Genomic DNA, 17,198 nt, shown 5'->3' with positions numbered 1-17,198 from the left:
TATATACATATTTCTTTTTAAGGTCAACATTTACAATTCATTTGTTTCGTAATACCATATTTAAAGATATATTAAACATTAAGTTCCACTAAGTTATAAAAGTGAGGGATTCTACGTGGAAAATATAAATGAATTACTTAAGACATTACATTTAGAAAAAAACATTAAACTTGAGGATATTCCAAATGTTGACTTATATGTAGACCAAGTTGTCCAACTATTTGAGAATACTTATGCAGATACAACGAGAACTGATGATGAAAAAGTATTAACAAAAACGATGATTAATAATTACGCAAAAGGGAAACTATTCATCCCTATCAAAAATAAAAAGTATTCAAAAGAGCATATGATTTTAATTAGCCTAATTTATCAATTAAAGGGAGCTCTCTCCATTAACGACATAAAAAGTTCATTAGAAACTATAAATGACTCCTTATTAAATGATGATTCATTCGAATTAAATACGTTATACAAAAATTATCTTGCTCTTACTGAAAGCAATGTCGAAAGCTTTAAACAAGACGTAAATAACCGTGTTACAGAAGTAAATGAGATTTCTTCCTTAGAAGATACAAAGCTAGAAAAATTTCTACTACTAACATCCTTCGTCACTATGAGTAATATGTATAGACGTTTAGCGGAGCAACTAGTGGATGATTTAAAAGAATCATAAATAAAAAACTATCCACCTATTAAAGTGGATAGTTTTTTATTTACTTAATTGCTTCATGAACTTTTAGTTGTTTCCCTTTAATCGTTGTAGTCTTCATGACTTTCAAGACAAGTGGTCCTTTTCCATTTAATATTTCAACGTAAGAAACATTATCTTGTATCGTAATAATACCTATATCTTCTGCTGTAACACCTTTAATTTTAGCAATTGTACCGACGAAATCTACCGCCCTAATTTTCTTTTTCTTCCCGCCATTAAAGTACAGCTTCATAATGCCTTTGTTGATATCTGCATTTTTATCTTTCTTTATAATTGGTTTAGCATGTATCTTTTCTTCAAATGCAGCTTTCTCTTTCATAACTTCTTCTTTTGAAGGTCCAATTGCCTTTGGAATTTCAAATCCAATATACTCCTCAATCTCTTCTAAAAATCTATTTTCATATGGTGTTATAAATGTAATAGCTTTTCCACTATTTCCAGCTCGTCCCGTTCTTCCAGTACGATGTACGTAGCTTTCTTTTTCAAGTGGAATATCATAATTAATAACATGTGTAATATTATCAATATCAATTCCTCTCGCAGCTACATCTGTTGCTACTAAATAACGGAATTTTCCTTTTCTAAAATCATCCATGACTTCAAAACGATCTTCTTGTACCATACCACCATGTATTTTGTCACAAGGATAGTTAGCTCGTTTTAATTGTCTATATACATGATCTACATTTTCTTGTGTACGACAGAAAATAATACAGCTATCAGGATTCTCAATCGTTGTTACATCTTTAAGTAGTGAAAGCTTCTCGTCTTCTATCACCTCAAAAAGAGTATGTTCAATTTTATCCGTCGTAATCCCAGCTGCTTTAATTTCAATATGAATTGGTGAATTCATATATGTACGAGACAATTTCTCAACATCTTCTGGAAGTGTTGCTGAAAATAACATCGTCATTCTTTTTGTAGGTAATTCATCAATAATTGCCTCCACTTGATCGATAAAGCCCATATTTAGCATCTCATCTGCTTCATCAATAACTAAATACTTCAAACACTCTAAAGAAAGGGTACCCTTCTCAATATGATCCAACACACGACCAGGAGTACCAACTACAATATGTGTCTTTTGCTTTAATTCTAATTTTTGACGTGCAAATGGAGATTTCCCATAAACTGCCGCAGCCTTAATCCTTTTGAATCGACCTATATTTGTAATATCTTCTTTTACCTGTACCGCAAGCTCTCTCGTTGGTGTTAAAACTAATGCTTGTGGTTTATTCTCTTCCCACTCCACCATTTCACAAAGTGGAATACCAAATGAAGCTGTTTTTCCACTTCCAGTCTGGGACTTCACAACAAGATCCTTCTTTTCTAATGCAACTGGAATAACCTCACCTTGTACTTCTGTTGGATGATTATATCCTAACCCAGTAAGTGCCCTTACGATTTCCGTACTTAGTTTATAATCAGAAAAACTTTTTTTACTCATATATTAACCTCATTTTATTTTGTATTATTTTCTTTTTTATCTTTTGTATACATTACTATCACCCTACTTATTATACTTGAAACCTCACATAAAAAGGTGGATCATGCCAGATTCATCTTTTTATATAGAAATAAACCTTATCATTTCATATAATGTTCAACTACTTGATAACATCTTTTGCTCGTATTGTTAGCATTAACCTTTTCATAGTATCCTACATCCACTCAAAAAAGATAAAAAGAATACATACAACCTTGTATAATTATCTTAATTTTTCAACCCTTCTCATAAACGAACAATACAAATGAAAAAACGTTTTAAATTCGTTTTTAACGTTCTTTTTCAGATATAAAATCTACTTTTTCAAAAAACGTTAAGAAATCCTTTGACTTCTTAATAAAAATAATGTAAATTATCCTATGGACGAACATTTTTGATTAATAAAAATAAAATATTCGTATTTTAGGGGTGTAAATGATGGAAAACGTATTCGACTATGAAGATATTCAATTAATTCCTGCAAAATGTATTGTAAATAGCCGCTCTGAATGTGATACAACTGTCACTTTAGGAAAACATAAATTTAAATTACCTGTCGTACCTGCAAATATGCAAACGATTATTGATGAAAGAATTGCAACTTATTTAGCTGAGAACAACTACTTTTATATCATGCATCGTTTCCAACCAGAGAAACGAATCTCATTCATTAGAGATATGCAATCACGTGGATTAATCGCTTCTATCAGCGTTGGTGTAAAAGAGGACGAATATGAATTCGTACAACAATTAGCTGCTGAGCAACTGACACCTGAATATATCACGATTGATATCGCACACGGTCATTCTAATGCTGTGATCAACATGATTCAACATATTAAAAAACATTTACCAGAGAGCTTCGTTATCGCTGGAAACGTTGGAACTCCAGAAGCGGTAAGAGAATTAGAAAATGCTGGTGCCGATGCAACAAAAGTTGGTATTGGACCTGGTAAAGTTTGTATTACTAAAATTAAAACAGGCTTCGGAACTGGTGGTTGGCAGCTAGCTGCACTTCGCTGGTGTGCAAAAGCTGCAAGTAAGCCAATTATCGCTGATGGTGGTATTCGTACACACGGCGACGTAGCTAAATCTATACGATTTGGGGCAACTATGGTCATGATCGGTTCTCTATTCGCTGGTCACGAAGAGTCTCCAGGGGAAACAATTGAAAGAGATGGCAAACTTTATAAAGAATACTTCGGTTCTGCTTCTGAATTCCAAAAGGGTGAGAAGAAAAACGTTGAAGGTAAGAAAATGTTCGTTGAGCATAAAGGTTCTTTAGAAGATACGTTAATCGAAATGGAACAAGATCTTCAATCTTCTATCTCTTACGCTGGTGGAACAAAATTAGATGCTATTCGTACTGTAGATTATGTTGTCGTGAAAAACTCGATTTTCAATGGTGACAAAGTATATTAATTCTTAAATTAACTTGAAGGACAAGCATTTTCATGCTTGTCCTTCTTTTTTGTATATAAAAATGAAAAATATTTTAATTTAACCGAATTTTCTATTATTATATTTTTAGATAGTCTTAATAAGGAGGATATACGACTTGAAAAATGTAATAGAAAATCGTCTTAATTGCGCAGAGGTACCTGCTGAACTAACATGGGATTTATCCGATTTGTATAATTCTGATGCCGAATAGCATACTGCATTAAACGCATTGGAAAATGATATACAGAAACTTGATTCATTTAAAGGACATTTACATACTAGCTCCCACACTTTATTAAATTGCCTACTTTTAGAAGAAGAACTTTTAATGACGTTAACAAAACTGTACTCATATGCAAATTTAAAAGAATCTACTGATCGTACAAATCCAAGTATTCAAGCGAACTCTTCCAAAATTTCTGCTTTATGGACGAAAGTACATACTGCACTATCCTTTATTCATAATGAAATCCTCATATTCGGCGAAGGAACAATTGAAAAATATTTAACTGAAGAAACAAAACTTGAACCTTTCCGTAAATCGTTACTAGAAATACTACAAAAAAGGCAGCACACACTGCATCCACTGCAGTAGCTCAAATGATTAAAGAGGAAGGACAACCTGCTATTGATCGCTGGTGGTACAATGAAACATGCCGGAGTAGATATGTCAAAACCAGACGCAATCCGTAAAGCTGTTTCTTACGTTGGTTCATTAATTGATAAATTAGAGCATTCTTATCAAGTATAAAAAATAAGCCCTCGCTTTATGAGGGCTTATTTCATATTTACTTCCCAAACCGTTTGCGATATCCACATTTCCTGCAAAGTTCTTCAACCGCAACTCTTTTCGAAAATCCATCGACAATGTTTGTTGCTCTTTCACCTTCGATAATGTTAGAAAATGAATCATTATTAATATTCCCAAGGTTAATAATCCCTTCACCATCTAAACAACAAGGAATAACTGTTCCATTCGCTAAAATACCCGCTTGATTACGAAGTCCATGACAGAATCCTTTCCCATCATCCTCTTCTTCATGTAATGCTGGCCACTGGAATTCATAGTCTTGATTAATAAAGACACGTTCTGCAATTTTTATACCTTTTCCTGGTGTAAGCTTCTCTTCAATTTGATAAGATAGATCAAATTCATTTTCAATTATAGATAATAACTCTCTATTTTTCTGGATTTCAGCATTCGTTTTATTATCCTGAGTTAAATTCCATAACCTTAACGATACAATTAAATCTGATTGACTTGTCGCTTCCCTAATGAAGGAAAGTATACTCCTTACATAGCCCTCTTTATCTTGCGAACCTGGATGTCCATCAAAACTATGCAGTGAAAAATTCATTTGTCTTAACGCAGGCTTATTTAACAGCCTATGTCTTCTCTTATTAATTAACGTTCCGTTCGTTGTAATATTAACTTTAAACCCTTTTTCATGACTTAAGTCTAATAGTTGATCTATTTTCGGGTGGAGCAACGGCTCACCCTTCACGTGCAAATAAATGTAGTCTGTGTGAGGTTTAATTTGGTCTAATCTTTTAGCAAAATCCTCCACAGAAATGAATTGCTTCTGCCTTTCCGTCGGCGGACAAAAGCTACACGCAAGATTACATACACTCGTAATCTCCAAGTAAAACTTCTTAAACTTCTTCACCTTTAATTCCTCACTTCTCTAACTACTTATACTTTTTCCTCTTCATATTACAGCATATTTTTATGGAAATAGAAACATACTTATTTTAGGAAATCTACATACCATCTAATAATATTTAAAAGACCATCGGTAATTTTTGTCCAATGGTCTTTTTATCCTTTTATATGCAAAGAATAAATTTATTTATGATACGGTTCATCGTAACTATTCTAAATAAGGTTATTTTTTATTATTTTCATAATTAAATTTAACAAAAAAGGTAGTGCCTTCCGATCCTGTTTGAATTTCTATTTTTGCATTATGGCGGGCAGCAATGGCATAACATACACCTAACCCCAATCCAGTTCCATTATCTTTGGTCGTGTAAAACGGCGTACCCAGTTTCTCTAATACTTCAGGCCTGATACCTTTTCCTTGATCCCGCACTGCAAGCACCACACAATTTTGACCTTCCTTGTAAGTGCTAATGGTTAGAGCTTTCCCTGTATTCATCGCTTCTAAGCCATTACGATATAGATTCATTAATAATTGCCGTATTTCATTACGATTTAAAAGTAATTCTGGAATGTCATTTGTATCGACTTGAATATATTTATTTTGATTGTACGTATCAATCTTTATTAAAGGAATAATATCGCGGATAATTGAATTTAAATCTAACATCTGCAAATCCGATTTCCTTGTATTACCCATTGAGAGAAATTCAGTAATAATAGAATTGGCACGGTTAAGTTCTTCAATCATTAAATGAAAGTACTTATTATGTTTCTCATAGGTATTCTCTTCTTTTAATAACTGTAAAAATCCTAGTACTGTTGTCATTGGATTTCTAATTTCATGGCTGATACCTGCTGCCATTTGCCCTATTAAATCTATGTTGGATAATCTTTTCAATTCCTGTTCATATTTCTTTTTTTCCGTTATGTTTTTAAAAATACAACAAATACCATCATCATACGGGTATGCAATAACTTCGTGCCAATATTCATCTGCAGTAGAAAGAAATTCGAAATGAACTGTAGTTCGCTCTGACATCGCACGATGAAATTCCTTATACATAACTGTGTCGATTTCACTCGGGAAAACATCCCATATATTCTTTCCTAATACATCTTTTGCTGTTTTTCTTTGCGGAAAATATTGGTGCTTATTTACGTACGTAAATTCCCATTTATTATTTAAAATAAAAAATCCATCCGTAATACATTCAATCACACTTGTAACTTTTTCATTAGCAGCAGCTAGCTCTCTCGTTCGCTCTTCCACTATGCTTTCTAGTTGATCCATATATGACAAATTCGAAAACGTAGGGGCTGTGGCATCAACGATAGATTTTGCTAGTTGAAGTTGAGAATGATCATAATTGTGAGCTTTTCCTTCTTTGCCAACGACGATTACCCCTAATACTTCTCCAATTGAAACCAATGGAATCATCAATAGACCCTTACTATCTATATTTTTTGTTTGAATAACTTCTTGAATCTTGGCTTCATAGCTTTTCTCTGTCCAATCCGCTTCTGTCCAATGACAGCCCTTACTTAATTTCGTTGTTTTAATTGTTGTTTTATCTAGCGGATCTAGAAGATGAGCAGTCATATTTTTACTCTCTAAAATCTGTTCTAGGTAAAAAAAGCATTTATCAAAACTCTCCTGTATCGAGGAACACATTGATAAATCACGTGTAACATTTAGTAACAGCTGCTTCTCAGCAATAAGGTTTTCCTTTTGTTTTAAATTATTTGTGTTTTGAATTGCAACCGCAACCATATTTACATAAGCTTCAACACTTTGAATTTCTGAATCTGTTAAGTTCATCGGAATTCCATAATCAAATAAAAAAACTAGACCAAATAACTCTTGCCCAAATGAGATAGGCAAAGCTAATAAGGACTTAATTTTGAATGCATTAACCGGTCTCGGATCTGGTCGATGATCCTTTGAGGTATCAGGAATATAGATGGTTTTTTTCGTTTCAATAACCTCTTTTGCCAGTAAGTCTATTTCAGGATCAATTACTTGAGTATCGAGCGTTACGCCATTTATAGTCTCTGGTTTTCCTGCAAACCCTCTAAATGTTCCATCTTCCTGGGGTAAATAAATTCCAACAGCATCGCACCTAACAATTTCCTCTGATATCGCCATTGTCACACGCTGCAATACGTCACGTAGTTCTAATTTCGTATTTATTATTTTTGTTATATTTGCGAGTCTAGAATATCTCGTCTGATCACTTACCATTCACATAGCCTCCAATTATAGGCATAATAAAATAAATATGATAATATCAGTGTTTTACATAGAATACATTACTTATGATACGGTTCTCCACGATTAATCCGAAACGCTCTATACACTTGCTCAAGCAACACTAATCGCATTAATTGGTGTGGTAATGTCATCTTTGAAAAAGAAAGTGATTCATTTGAACGCTTCATCACTCCTGAGCTTAGTCCAAGTGATCCACCAATTACAAATGCGACTTTACTCTTTCCGTATGTAGCAAGGCGATCTAGACTTACCGCAAATTCTTCTGATGACTTTTGCTTTCCTTCTATAGCTAATGCAATCACATGCGTGTCATCAGAAATTTTATCGAGTATACGTATACCTTCTTTTTCCTTTACAATTAACATTTCTGCTTCACTTAAATTTTCTGGCGCCTTTTCATCAGGTAATTCAATTACTTCTACTTTTGCGTATGCAGATAATCGTTTTAAGTATTCTGCTATACCTTGTTTCAAATATTTTTCTTTTAATTTCCCAATTGAAATAATCGAGATATTCACACGTATCCTCCACCTTACAAACATGTTATCCACAAAACTTATCCACATATCCACAAATACTACCCACATATTGTGTGGGAATCTGTGTTCGATACAACATATGTCGCCTCATTTTGACAAAATTCACATGTTTTTTTCTCTTTTCCCGAGTTATCCACATTGTTGATAACTGGTGCAACTTCACACTCATCCACAATAATATCTAACGCTAATTCAACATGTTCTAAACAACAAGGTAAATTCATTTTCTACACCTCACTTTTCTACAATAGAAAACAGGAGGTAGGCCCTCCTGTTTTTAATACTTTTGAATGCCTAATTTCACTGTTGTTGTTACTCTTTTTGTACCACGATAAAACGTAAGGGTCATTTTATCATTAATTTCCTTATCATATAAGGCCGTACGGAATCCAATAATATCGCGAATCGGTTTTCCATCTACTGCCACAATAACATCATGTTCTCTTAAACCAGCATCCGCACCTGGCGAAGGACTTTTCACATCCAAAATACAAACGCCCTCTGTTACAGTACCTGGTAAATGTAATGTTTTTGACCAATAATAGTTTGGGATTTCATTTAATGACCTAAGTTCAATCCCAACATACGGTCTTCTTACTTTTCCATACTTCTCAAGTTCATTCATAATCGGAACAGCTCTAGTCACCGGAATAGCAAGGCCGATTCCTTCTACTTCTTTTGCAGCAATTTTCATTGAATTAATACCAATTAATTGTCCTGCTGCATTTACAAGCGCACCACCACTATTCCCCGGATTAATCGCTGCATCTGTTTGTAACACTTCTACTTGCCAATCATAATGTCCATCTTGATCTAAATCTACAGGGACAATACGTTCATTAGCTGAAATAATACCTTGTGTAACTGTTCCAGAAAATTGCAGTCCAAGTGGGTTTCCAATCGCAATAACTGGTTCTCCTCTGCGAACAGTATTAGAATCGCCAATTTCAATTATTTTTTTCACATGCTTTGCATCTATTTCTAATACAGCTAAATCTGTGACTACATCGGTTCCTAATACTTTTCCAGGAACCTTCTTACCATCACTTAGACTTACTTCAATACGATTCGCTCCAGCTACAACATGATTATTCGTTACAATATAAGCTTGACCATCTGTCTTTTTATAAATTACTCCTGATCCTGTACCGGCCTCTGAATCTGCCTCTGAAAAATTATCTCGTTGAATGTTAATAACACCCACAACAGCTTCAGATGCACGATCAACAGCATCTACAAAGCTAATCTGTTTAATCCCTTGAGCTTCAGCCATATTACTTCCGCTTGCTTCAGCTTGCGGAAGCGTATCAGCAGAATTCGAAAATAAAGGCGCTCCAAACGCAAATAAAGAAGCTCCTACAATTGTTCCCGCTATACTCGAAAGAACTATACCTTTGTGCTTCTTTTTTCCTGCACGTTTCATACGATAACTTTCTTCATCAATAAAGGACATATTTGTTCACCTATCTTCCTGAAAACAACTATATTCACCTTTATTGTTTACTAAAATGAAGAATTATACGTATTGAATTTTTGTAGGCATTTTTGGATCTGTATCGTGAATTTCAAAGGATTCACCCACTCCAAATCCTTTTTCCTCTAGTACTTGTGATACTGACATACGCGCTAGTTCTTTCATGTTATTATCTAAGCTTAAATGGGCTAAATAAATATGCTTTGTCTCATCTGTAATTACATCTGCCATCGCTAATGCAGCATCCTCATTACAAACATGCCCAACGTCACTTAAAATACGTCGTTTAATGCTCCATGGATAACGTCCCATACGAAGCATTTCTACATCATGATTACTTTCAAATACAAAAGCATTAGCTCCCTTAATAACGCCCTTCATACGGTCACTTACGTATCCCGTATCTGTAATAAGCGCTAATTTCCTATTATTGTTATGGAAAGCATAAAACATCGGTTCTGCCGCATCATGAGAAACTCCAAATGACTCGACTTCAATATCACCAAATGTTTTCACATCACCAACTGAGAAAATAAACTTTTGTTCAGTTGGGATATTTCCTATTAAATGTTCCATTGCATTCCATGTTTTCTCATTCGCATAAACAGGTAAATCATATTTACGTGCCAATACACCTAATCCTTTAATATGATCACTATGCTCATGCGTTACAAGAATACCTGATACATCATTTATATTTAGTTCTGCTTGTTTAAATAAAGCCTCTGTTGCTTTACCACTTAAACCTGCGTCGACTAGTAATTTTTTTTCATCGGTTCCTACGTATAGCATATTTCCTGTACTTCCACTTGCAAGTACGCTAAAATGCAACCCCATTCTTTCTCACTCCAGTATGTTCATCAACCACTTGATTTTCCTTTTCTCCTAATTCCATAACTTGTCCTTCAATTGCATTCACAAAGAAGTCCTGCTTCTGCTCCGTTTTTAAATTCCACGTTGGAGCAAGTACTTGGTTATTAGAAGTAGATGCGGTAAGAGTGGCATAACCAATTTGCGCTTCTTTAACATGCGTATTTCCATGAATTTTATTTTTTAAATACAAATTTTCTAAAGCTGTTTGAGCCGTAATAATTTCTTGCTCTTTCGTTTTTTCACCTTCGCCCATTTCCTTTAAATCAGTTAGCATTGTCTGCGTATATGAAACAAGTTCATTTTTTTCATTTAATTCCACAACAATCATCGCCTGATTATTATAGAAAATAGGCTTATCTTTATATTTTTGGAAGAAATAAATTTTAGAGTCTTTCACCGCTCCAAATTCATACTTTTGTCCATCCAATACATAGTTCTTCAAAAATTCATTATACTTATCTTTTGATAATGATTTCGTATTTAAAAAAGGCTCTTTTAGCTTACTTTCTATCTTGTACATATTTTGTATATGCACCGTTTGATTTTTCAAAGACTGTATATCTTCTTCTTTAAAGGCTTTATTTTCCGCTCTAATAAATGACTCTTTTTTCGGTTCTTTAGGGATATTTCCCATCGTAATTTTATTTGCTTTTAATTCTTGATCTATCTTTGTTTCTGCAATAAGCTCCAATTGATTACTATCTTGCTTTTGAATGAATTGGAAAATGAGAAAGAGGTCCAAAACAAAAAAGGTCACAATAAATATGGTTTTAATCCGATCCCAATCCATTTAGTCCTCCCTCACTCCACTCATAGATTTTCTGTTTACCTGTTTCATCTTCAACAAGCTTTACATACCAAATTGGTTGTAGTCGAACCACTTGCCCATCTAGTGATAACTTGTATCCAATGCCAATATCCTTAATTAATTGTTTCTTTATCTCTGGATTATTTTCTAGGGATGCTATTACAACATGCCCTGACGGAAGAGTAACCTTCTGTTCTATACCTTTAGTATTTAAAGACAGCAACGGTCTTTCATATTCCATTACTTCTTCTGATCCCCATACTTGTCTTAATTCCGCTAATCCATCTGCATTGAATACTGAATATCCATCTTCATTTAAGCGAAATACTGTCTCTCCTTTATTCATATAGTCCAAACGATATGAATCCAAACTCCCACTGTGACCACTTACAAATTCAAAGCTTTTTTGTAAAAGCATTAAATTATCTATCGTTTTCTCAGTTAAAACAGAAGAGTTTTTATACTTTAGCATGTGACGATCGTTTTCAATTTCCATGGATCTAATACCATCTGTAAATGTTTCTTTCGACATCTCGGTAATCGGACTTAAATAACGAGGATCACTAAACAGAGTATTCTTAAACGTATCAACTGCTAAATTAGATGAAATATATGTTATATTGCTTAACTCTGTCGTTCCATCTGGTAAAAATAATTTTTTCATATCATTAAGTTGATAATCAAAATAAGGTTTTGCTGATACTATAAATTGATTTTGGGCATTTACAATATCTTTTAAATACAAGCCACTTAATTTTGCCTCGTATATTTTAAAGTTATCACCATCAGAAACAAAGTTAATTTTAATTTCTTGATCCTTACTTCTAGAAGGATCAAGGAGAATACGATTAAAATGTTTAGGCTTATCTGTACTTTTCTCTTTCATGTTGAACATGGATTTAACTGCATCAAATGGGATATCGGTAGGGAAAACAAGTTCAACTTTCCCTTCACCATGCACATATGAAAGGAAATCCCCCTTAGTGATTGATATCTCTCTAAAACCATGTAGTTCCCCTACTTCTAGAGGCTTATAGATTGATTCTATATCTGCCTCTCTTCTGCTCCCATAATGATTTTTATCTTTATGCACGATGATAGAAGTAGGACGGACAACATCGGAAATTTTAGTTTGGTTCATTCCTTCATTCCCCTGTACAAATTTCGCGTTTTGCATGGATGTAGAATCTGGCACATACGTCCATAGATTAAAAGTAAGAAATAGGCTAATTACAACTAGGTTAATTAAAACTATTGTTTTAAAGTTTTCCATACTCATTCCCAATCGTCCTCTTCATCTGCTGCCATTGGTAACGTGAAATAAATAGTTGTCCCTTTTCCTTCTTCACTCTTCGCCCAAATAGAGCCACCATGTGCCTCAATCATTTCTTTTGCAATTGCTAATCCAAGTCCCGTACCACCCATTTGTCTTGAACGAGCTTTATCTACGCGATAAAAACGTTCAAAGATTTTATCAACGTTTTCTTTTGGAATACCCATTCCTTGGTCACTTACACTAATTTCTAATAAATCACCGCGATCACGTAAACGATATGTTACTGTTCCACCTTCTGGTGAATACTTTAATGCGTTAGAAATAATGTTATACAGCACTTGAGTAATTTTGTCAGTATCCATATCAATAAATCTAGATTTCTTAGAGAAAGATCGTTTGAAACTTACATTTTGCTCTTTAGACATTTCAAAGCGATCAATAATATTATTAAAGAAATCAGTAAAGTCGACCCATTCTTTCATTAAACGATGCTCTGTACTATCCAGTTTAGATAGCTGTAACAACGCATTTACAAGTCTAATCATTCTTTCTGTTTCTTCTTGTGTAACCGTTAAAAATTGTGGTGCAATATTTGGATCCTGCCATGCTCCATCTGTAAGTGCCTCTAAATAACTGCGCATCGTCGTTAATGGCGTCCTTAATTCATGAGAGACATTTGCCACAAACTCACGGCGTTCCCGTTCTATACGTTCCTGCTCTGTTACATCATATAGTACAGCAATTAAGCCGTTTGCCTTCCCTGTTTCTTTTTGAATAACAGAGAAACTAGCACGTAAAATATATGGTTCGTTTCTCGTACTAAAATCTAATAAAACAGAATCTGGCTCTTCATATAAATGATCGAGCGTAAATTCTTCCTGTATCCCTAATACCTCTAAAACAGATTGATCGAGCGCTGTTTCACGAGAAACATTTAACATCTTTTCCGCAGGGTCATTTAGTAAAATAATATCCCCTTTTCGATCAGTAGCAATTACTCCATCTGTCATATGTGATAAAACAGATGATAATTTACGCCTTTCACTTTCTGTAGAAGAACGAGCTTGTTGTAATTTTTTCGATAAATTATTGAAGGATAATGCCAGTTGTCCAATTTCATCATGGCTATGCACTTTTACTTTTCTGGAATAATTTCCTTTTGCCATTTCGATTGCTTGTCTCCGCATATCTGAAATTGGTCTTGTAATTGTTTGAGCCAATAAAATCCCAAGTACGGCCGTTACTAATAAAGCAATTACTGTTCCCGTAGCAAAAATTTGATTTATATCCTTCATTTGTTTATATACATCTTCCATAGATGCCACAATGTAAATAACACCAAGCGCATCCTTACCGTTATCATCTAGAATCGGAGTAAGCATAACTTGAACACGATGACCTGTACTACCATCCTTCTCAATTTTCACTTCCGGCTTTTTTTGTACTAATACTCGCTGAACAGCTATATCAGTTGATGTTCGATTCACCTTATTCTGCTTTGATTCATCTGAAATAGCCAGTAACTTTCTGTGCGAATCAAATACACTTACCTCTTGTATAACTTTCTTCTGATCAGAGGCAAATTTTCGAATTGAAGTTTTAATCGTTTCATCTGTTGACTCTGTTTCTGCTTTTGTATAACTTTTTTTAAACTCTTGCTTCAAATTATATGATAATAAGTTTGTTTGCTGCGTTAAAGAATCCCTAAAACCTTGTACTAAGCTCTTCTCTAATTCCCTTACGAAATATACTCCAATAACTTGCATCGCTATTAATATTAATAGCATATATATAAGCACAAATTTTAAATGAATAGATTGAAAAAAACCAACTTTCTTCATATACTATTCCTGCTCTGGGTCACGCAAGTAATACCCTACTCCACGTCTAGTTACAATTAAAGTAGGATGGCTTGGATTATCTTCAATTTTTTCACGCAAACGACGTACTGTAACGTCTACTGTGCGCACATCTCCAAAATAGTCATAACCCCAAACTGTTTGTAATAAATGTTCGCGTGTCATAACTTGTCCTAAATGTTTCGCTAAATAATGTAGCAACTCAAATTCACGATGTGTAAGCTCGATATTTTCCTCGCGCTTCGTTACACTATATGCATTTGGATTAATCACAATTGGTCCAATAACCATTTCTGTATTTTCTTCTTTTTCCGCAGCACCACCTTGTTGATGGCGGCGTAAATTCGCCTTCACACGAGCAAGTAATTCCCTTGTACTAAATGGCTTCGTTACATAATCATCTGCCCCAAGCTCAAGCCCTAATACTTTATCAATCTCAGAGTCCTTTGCTGTAAGCATAATAATCGGCATTTCTGAGCTTTTACGTATTTCACGGCAAACCTCTAAGCCGTCTTTACCTGGTAGCATAATATCTAATAAAACCATATCTGGTTGCTCTTCATTAGCCTTTTCAATTGCTTCATCACCATCATGCGCCATTACTATTTCAAAACCTTCTTTTTCTAAGTTAAACTTCAAAATATCTGCAATCGGCTTTTCATCATCAACTACTAAAATTTTCTTTCCCATCATCGTCTATTTCCTCCTTATAAAAATATGGTCAATAATCCCTAAACATATTGATGTTTACATAGTATGTCCTATATGACCGCATCCTTTGTTTAAGTATTTTCTCCTCTATTCTCATAGACTCATGTATGATCCACTTTTACACGGCATCTTATACGATCTATAGAAAAACCTCTAGCTTCAACTGCTAGAGGCTCCTCGTTCTATTTTAAAATAACTACTCAGTTTTGTAAAATTACATAAATAAAAAGGATATTAAGTGGGCCCACTTAATATCCTGAGAGTGGCTCGGGACGGAATCGAACCGCCGACACGAGGATTTTCAGTCCTCTGCTCTACCGACTGAGCTACCGAGCCAAAACTATATATAAAACCACTAATGGTGGTATAAACAAAAGTGGCGGTCCCGACCGGGGTCGAACCGGCGATCTCCTGCGTGACAGGCAGGCATGTTAACCACTACACCACGGGACCAAAAATACGCAAAAAAAAACATGACCCGTACGGGATTCGAACCCGTGTTACCGCCGTGAAAGGGCGGTGTCTTAACCACTTGACCAACGGGCCACGAAAAATAAAATGGTGAGCCATGAAGGACTCGAACCTTCGACCCTCTGATTAAAAGTCAGATGCTCTACCAACTGAGCTAATGGCTCATACTCACCAACGTCATATTTTCGTGACGACAAGATGTATCATAACATGTATTCTGTATTTATTGCAATACTTTTTTCGTTTTTTTATAAAAGAATAAGAAAAAACTCATGCGGACATGAGTTTTTTCTAAACACTATTAATTAAGCTTCGTATACGTTACGAACAATATTTGTTTGGTTACGATCTGGTCCAACTGAGAACATAGATATTTGAATTCCTGTTAACTCAGAAACACGTTCTACGTATTTTCGTGCATTTTCAGGAAGTTCATCTAATGATTTTACACCAGTAATATCTTCTTCCCAACCTGGAAGCTCTTCATATACAGGCTCACATTTTGCTAAAATGTTTAAGTTAGCTGGAACTTCATCAATAACTTCACCATTGTATTTGTAAGCAACACAAATTTTAAGAGTTGGAATACCTGTTAAAACGTCGATAGAATTTAATGATAGATCCGTTAAACCACTAACACGACGTGCATGTCTTACAACAACGCTATCGAACCAACCTACGCGGCGTGGACGACCAGTTGTCGTTCCATACTCGCGACCAACTTCACGAATTTGATGACCAATTTCATCATGAAGCTCAGTAGGGAATGGACCATCACCAACGCGGCTTGTATATGCTTTACATACACCTACAACGCGAGTAACTTTCGCAGGACCAACTCCAGTTCCAACTGTTACACCACCAGCAATTGGGTTAGAAGATGTAACGAACGGGTACGTACCGTGGTCAATATCAAGCATAACACCTTGCGCACCTTCAAATAATACACGGTGATTATTATCTAATGCATCATTTAATACAACAGATGTATCACATACATATTGCGCGATTTGTTGCCCGTACTCGAAGTACTCTTCGAAAATTTCTTCTACAGTGAAACCTTCTGTATCGTACATTTTTTCAAATAAACGATTTTTTTCTACTAAATTGCGCTCAAGCTTCTCTTTAAATGCTTCACGGTCTAAAAGATCAGCCATACGAATACCAATACGAGCAGCTTTATCCATATATGCAGGACCGATACCTTTTTTCGTTGTACCGATTTTGTTATCACCTTTACTTGCTTCTTCTAACTCATCTTGCTTTAAGTGGTAAGGTAAAATAACATGTGCACGGTTACTTACACGTAAATTATCAGTACTTACACCACGATCGTGTAAGTATTTTAACTCTTCAAGTAATGCTTTTGGATCTACTACTAATCCGTTTCCGATTACACAAATTTTCTCTTTATAGAAAATACCAGATGGAATTAAGTGTAATTTATATTTAACTCCGCCGAAAACAATTGTATGTCCCGCGTTATTTCCACCTTGATATCTTGCAACTACTTCCGCATGCTCAGAAAGAAAATCAGTGATTTTACCTTTTCCTTCATCGCCCCATTGTGTTCCTACAACTACTACTGAAGACATTATTAAAGCACCT

The 17,198-nt window shown here is 34.8% G+C and carries 15 protein-coding genes, 4 tRNA genes and 1 pseudogene; 4 read left to right on the top strand and 16 right to left on the bottom strand.

Features of this window, described 5'->3' with window-relative positions:
* The first annotated feature begins 115 nt into the window (after positions 1–115).
* Positions 116–676, top strand: coding sequence for a DUF1836 domain-containing protein (locus D1166_RS16830; protein ID WP_000427884.1), 561 nt, complete (start codon positions 116–118; stop codon positions 674–676).
* A gap of 40 nt (positions 677–716) precedes the next feature.
* Here the strand turns inward: D1166_RS16830 and D1166_RS16825 are convergent, their stop codons facing one another.
* Positions 717–2,162, bottom strand: coding sequence for a DEAD/DEAH box helicase (locus tag D1166_RS16825; RefSeq protein ID WP_000039354.1), 1,446 nt, complete (start codon positions 2,160–2,162; stop codon positions 717–719).
* 477 nt (positions 2,163–2,639) lie between these two features.
* Between D1166_RS16825 and guaC the strand changes: the two genes are divergently transcribed.
* From guaC to D1166_RS16810, 3 genes and pseudogenes are all read left to right on the top strand, one after another.
* Positions 2,640–3,623: a GMP reductase gene (guaC, locus tag D1166_RS16820; RefSeq protein WP_000432447.1), complete on the top strand. Its 984-nt coding sequence runs from the start codon at positions 2,640–2,642 to the stop codon at positions 3,621–3,623.
* Between the two features lie 136 nt (positions 3,624–3,759).
* Positions 3,760–4,230, top strand: a pseudogene (locus D1166_RS16815) (oligoendopeptidase F); the annotation flags it as partial.
* Between the two features lie 60 nt (positions 4,231–4,290).
* Positions 4,291–4,395 (top strand): oligoendopeptidase F, encoded by a 105-nt coding sequence (locus tag D1166_RS16810; protein ID WP_009327392.1) that lies wholly within the window; start codon positions 4,291–4,293, stop codon positions 4,393–4,395.
* Positions 4,396–4,432: 37 nt separating this feature from the next.
* Here D1166_RS16810 and D1166_RS16805 read toward each other — a convergent pair whose 3' ends face one another.
* The 15 genes from D1166_RS16805 to D1166_RS16735 form a co-directional block, all read right to left on the bottom strand.
* Positions 4,433–5,311 carry a radical SAM/SPASM domain-containing protein gene (locus D1166_RS16805; protein WP_000713633.1) on the bottom strand — a complete coding sequence of 293 codons (879 nt, stop codon included), beginning with the start codon at positions 5,309–5,311 and terminating at the stop codon, positions 4,433–4,435.
* Positions 5,312–5,530: 219 nt separating this feature from the next.
* Positions 5,531–7,549 (bottom strand): GAF domain-containing sensor histidine kinase, encoded by a 2,019-nt coding sequence (locus tag D1166_RS16800; RefSeq protein WP_097856128.1) that lies wholly within the window; start codon positions 7,547–7,549, stop codon positions 5,531–5,533.
* Between the two features lie 68 nt (positions 7,550–7,617).
* Complete coding sequence (gene rlmH / locus D1166_RS16795; protein ID WP_065702722.1) at positions 7,618–8,097, bottom strand: 23S rRNA (pseudouridine(1915)-N(3))-methyltransferase RlmH; 480 nt, start codon at positions 8,095–8,097, stop codon at positions 7,618–7,620.
* A gap of 59 nt (positions 8,098–8,156) precedes the next feature.
* Positions 8,157–8,342: a CxxH/CxxC protein gene (locus tag D1166_RS16790; RefSeq protein ID WP_001052831.1), complete on the bottom strand. Its 186-nt coding sequence runs from the start codon at positions 8,340–8,342 to the stop codon at positions 8,157–8,159.
* A gap of 53 nt (positions 8,343–8,395) precedes the next feature.
* Positions 8,396–9,571: a S1C family serine protease gene (locus tag D1166_RS16785; RefSeq protein ID WP_000008042.1), complete on the bottom strand. Its 1,176-nt coding sequence runs from the start codon at positions 9,569–9,571 to the stop codon at positions 8,396–8,398.
* A 63-nt stretch (positions 9,572–9,634) separates the two neighbouring features.
* Complete coding sequence (locus D1166_RS16780; protein ID WP_000522837.1) at positions 9,635–10,429, bottom strand: MBL fold metallo-hydrolase; 795 nt, start codon at positions 10,427–10,429, stop codon at positions 9,635–9,637.
* Entirely contained in the window at positions 10,413–11,255 is an 843-nt protein-coding gene (locus D1166_RS16775; protein WP_000383740.1) for a two-component system regulatory protein YycI, read from the bottom strand. The genes D1166_RS16780 and D1166_RS16775 overlap by 17 nt, the downstream gene beginning before the upstream one ends.
* Complete coding sequence (locus tag D1166_RS16770) at positions 11,236–12,552, bottom strand: YycH family regulatory protein (RefSeq protein WP_097856127.1); 1,317 nt, start codon at positions 12,550–12,552, stop codon at positions 11,236–11,238. The genes D1166_RS16775 and D1166_RS16770 overlap by 20 nt, the downstream gene beginning before the upstream one ends.
* Positions 12,549–14,390 (bottom strand): cell wall metabolism sensor histidine kinase WalK, encoded by a 1,842-nt coding sequence (walK, locus tag D1166_RS16765; protein ID WP_000755367.1) that lies wholly within the window; start codon positions 14,388–14,390, stop codon positions 12,549–12,551. The genes D1166_RS16770 and walK overlap by 4 nt, the downstream gene beginning before the upstream one ends.
* 3 nt (positions 14,391–14,393) lie before the next feature.
* Complete coding sequence (walR, locus tag D1166_RS16760) at positions 14,394–15,101, bottom strand: cell wall metabolism DNA-binding response regulator WalR (protein ID WP_000971865.1); 708 nt, start codon at positions 15,099–15,101, stop codon at positions 14,394–14,396.
* A gap of 281 nt (positions 15,102–15,382) precedes the next feature.
* Positions 15,383–15,455: transfer RNA gene (locus D1166_RS16755), tRNA-Phe, on the bottom strand.
* A gap of 41 nt (positions 15,456–15,496) precedes the next feature.
* Positions 15,497–15,572, bottom strand: a tRNA-Asp gene (locus D1166_RS16750).
* 21 nt (positions 15,573–15,593) lie between these two features.
* A tRNA-Glu gene (locus D1166_RS16745) sits at positions 15,594–15,665 on the bottom strand.
* 13 nt (positions 15,666–15,678) lie between these two features.
* A tRNA-Lys gene (locus tag D1166_RS16740) sits at positions 15,679–15,754 on the bottom strand.
* 141 nt (positions 15,755–15,895) lie between these two features.
* Positions 15,896–17,185, bottom strand: a complete 1,290-nt coding sequence (locus D1166_RS16735; RefSeq protein ID WP_000100238.1) for an adenylosuccinate synthase — start codon at positions 17,183–17,185, stop codon at positions 15,896–15,898.
* Positions 17,186–17,198: the final 13 nt, after the last annotated feature.

It is taken from the genome of Bacillus sp. ISO11 (assembly GCF_003458115.1).
Classification (GTDB): Bacteria; Bacillota; Bacilli; order Bacillales; family Bacillaceae_G; genus Bacillus_A; species Bacillus_A cereus.
The sequence above is the reverse complement of the archived record's forward strand: the minus strand, read 5'-3'. Positions and strand labels throughout refer to the sequence as shown.

Coding starts and splice junctions, on each gene's coding strand:
- D1166_RS16775 (WP_000383740.1), bottom strand. CDS start 11,255: ATGGATTGGGATCGGATTAAAACCATATTTATTGTGACCTTTTTTGTT.
- D1166_RS16735 (WP_000100238.1), bottom strand. CDS start 17,185: ATGTCTTCAGTAGTAGTTGTAGGAACACAATGGGGCGATGAAGGAAAA.
- D1166_RS16810 (WP_009327392.1), top strand. CDS start 4,291: ATGAAACATGCCGGAGTAGATATGTCAAAACCAGACGCAATCCGTAAA.
- D1166_RS16785 (WP_000008042.1), bottom strand. CDS start 9,571: ATGTCCTTTATTGATGAAGAAAGTTATCGTATGAAACGTGCAGGAAAA.
- D1166_RS16800 (WP_097856128.1), bottom strand. CDS start 7,549: ATGGTAAGTGATCAGACGAGATATTCTAGACTCGCAAATATAACAAAA.
- D1166_RS16780 (WP_000522837.1), bottom strand. CDS start 10,429: ATGGGGTTGCATTTTAGCGTACTTGCAAGTGGAAGTACAGGAAATATG.
- D1166_RS16825 (WP_000039354.1), bottom strand. CDS start 2,162: ATGAGTAAAAAAAGTTTTTCTGATTATAAACTAAGTACGGAAATCGTA.
- walK (WP_000755367.1), bottom strand. CDS start 14,390: ATGAAGAAAGTTGGTTTTTTTCAATCTATTCATTTAAAATTTGTGCTT.
- walR (WP_000971865.1), bottom strand. CDS start 15,101: ATGATGGGAAAGAAAATTTTAGTAGTTGATGATGAAAAGCCGATTGCA.
- guaC (WP_000432447.1), top strand. CDS start 2,640: ATGGAAAACGTATTCGACTATGAAGATATTCAATTAATTCCTGCAAAA.
- D1166_RS16790 (WP_001052831.1), bottom strand. CDS start 8,342: ATGAATTTACCTTGTTGTTTAGAACATGTTGAATTAGCGTTAGATATT.
- D1166_RS16770 (WP_097856127.1), bottom strand. CDS start 12,552: ATGAGTATGGAAAACTTTAAAACAATAGTTTTAATTAACCTAGTTGTA.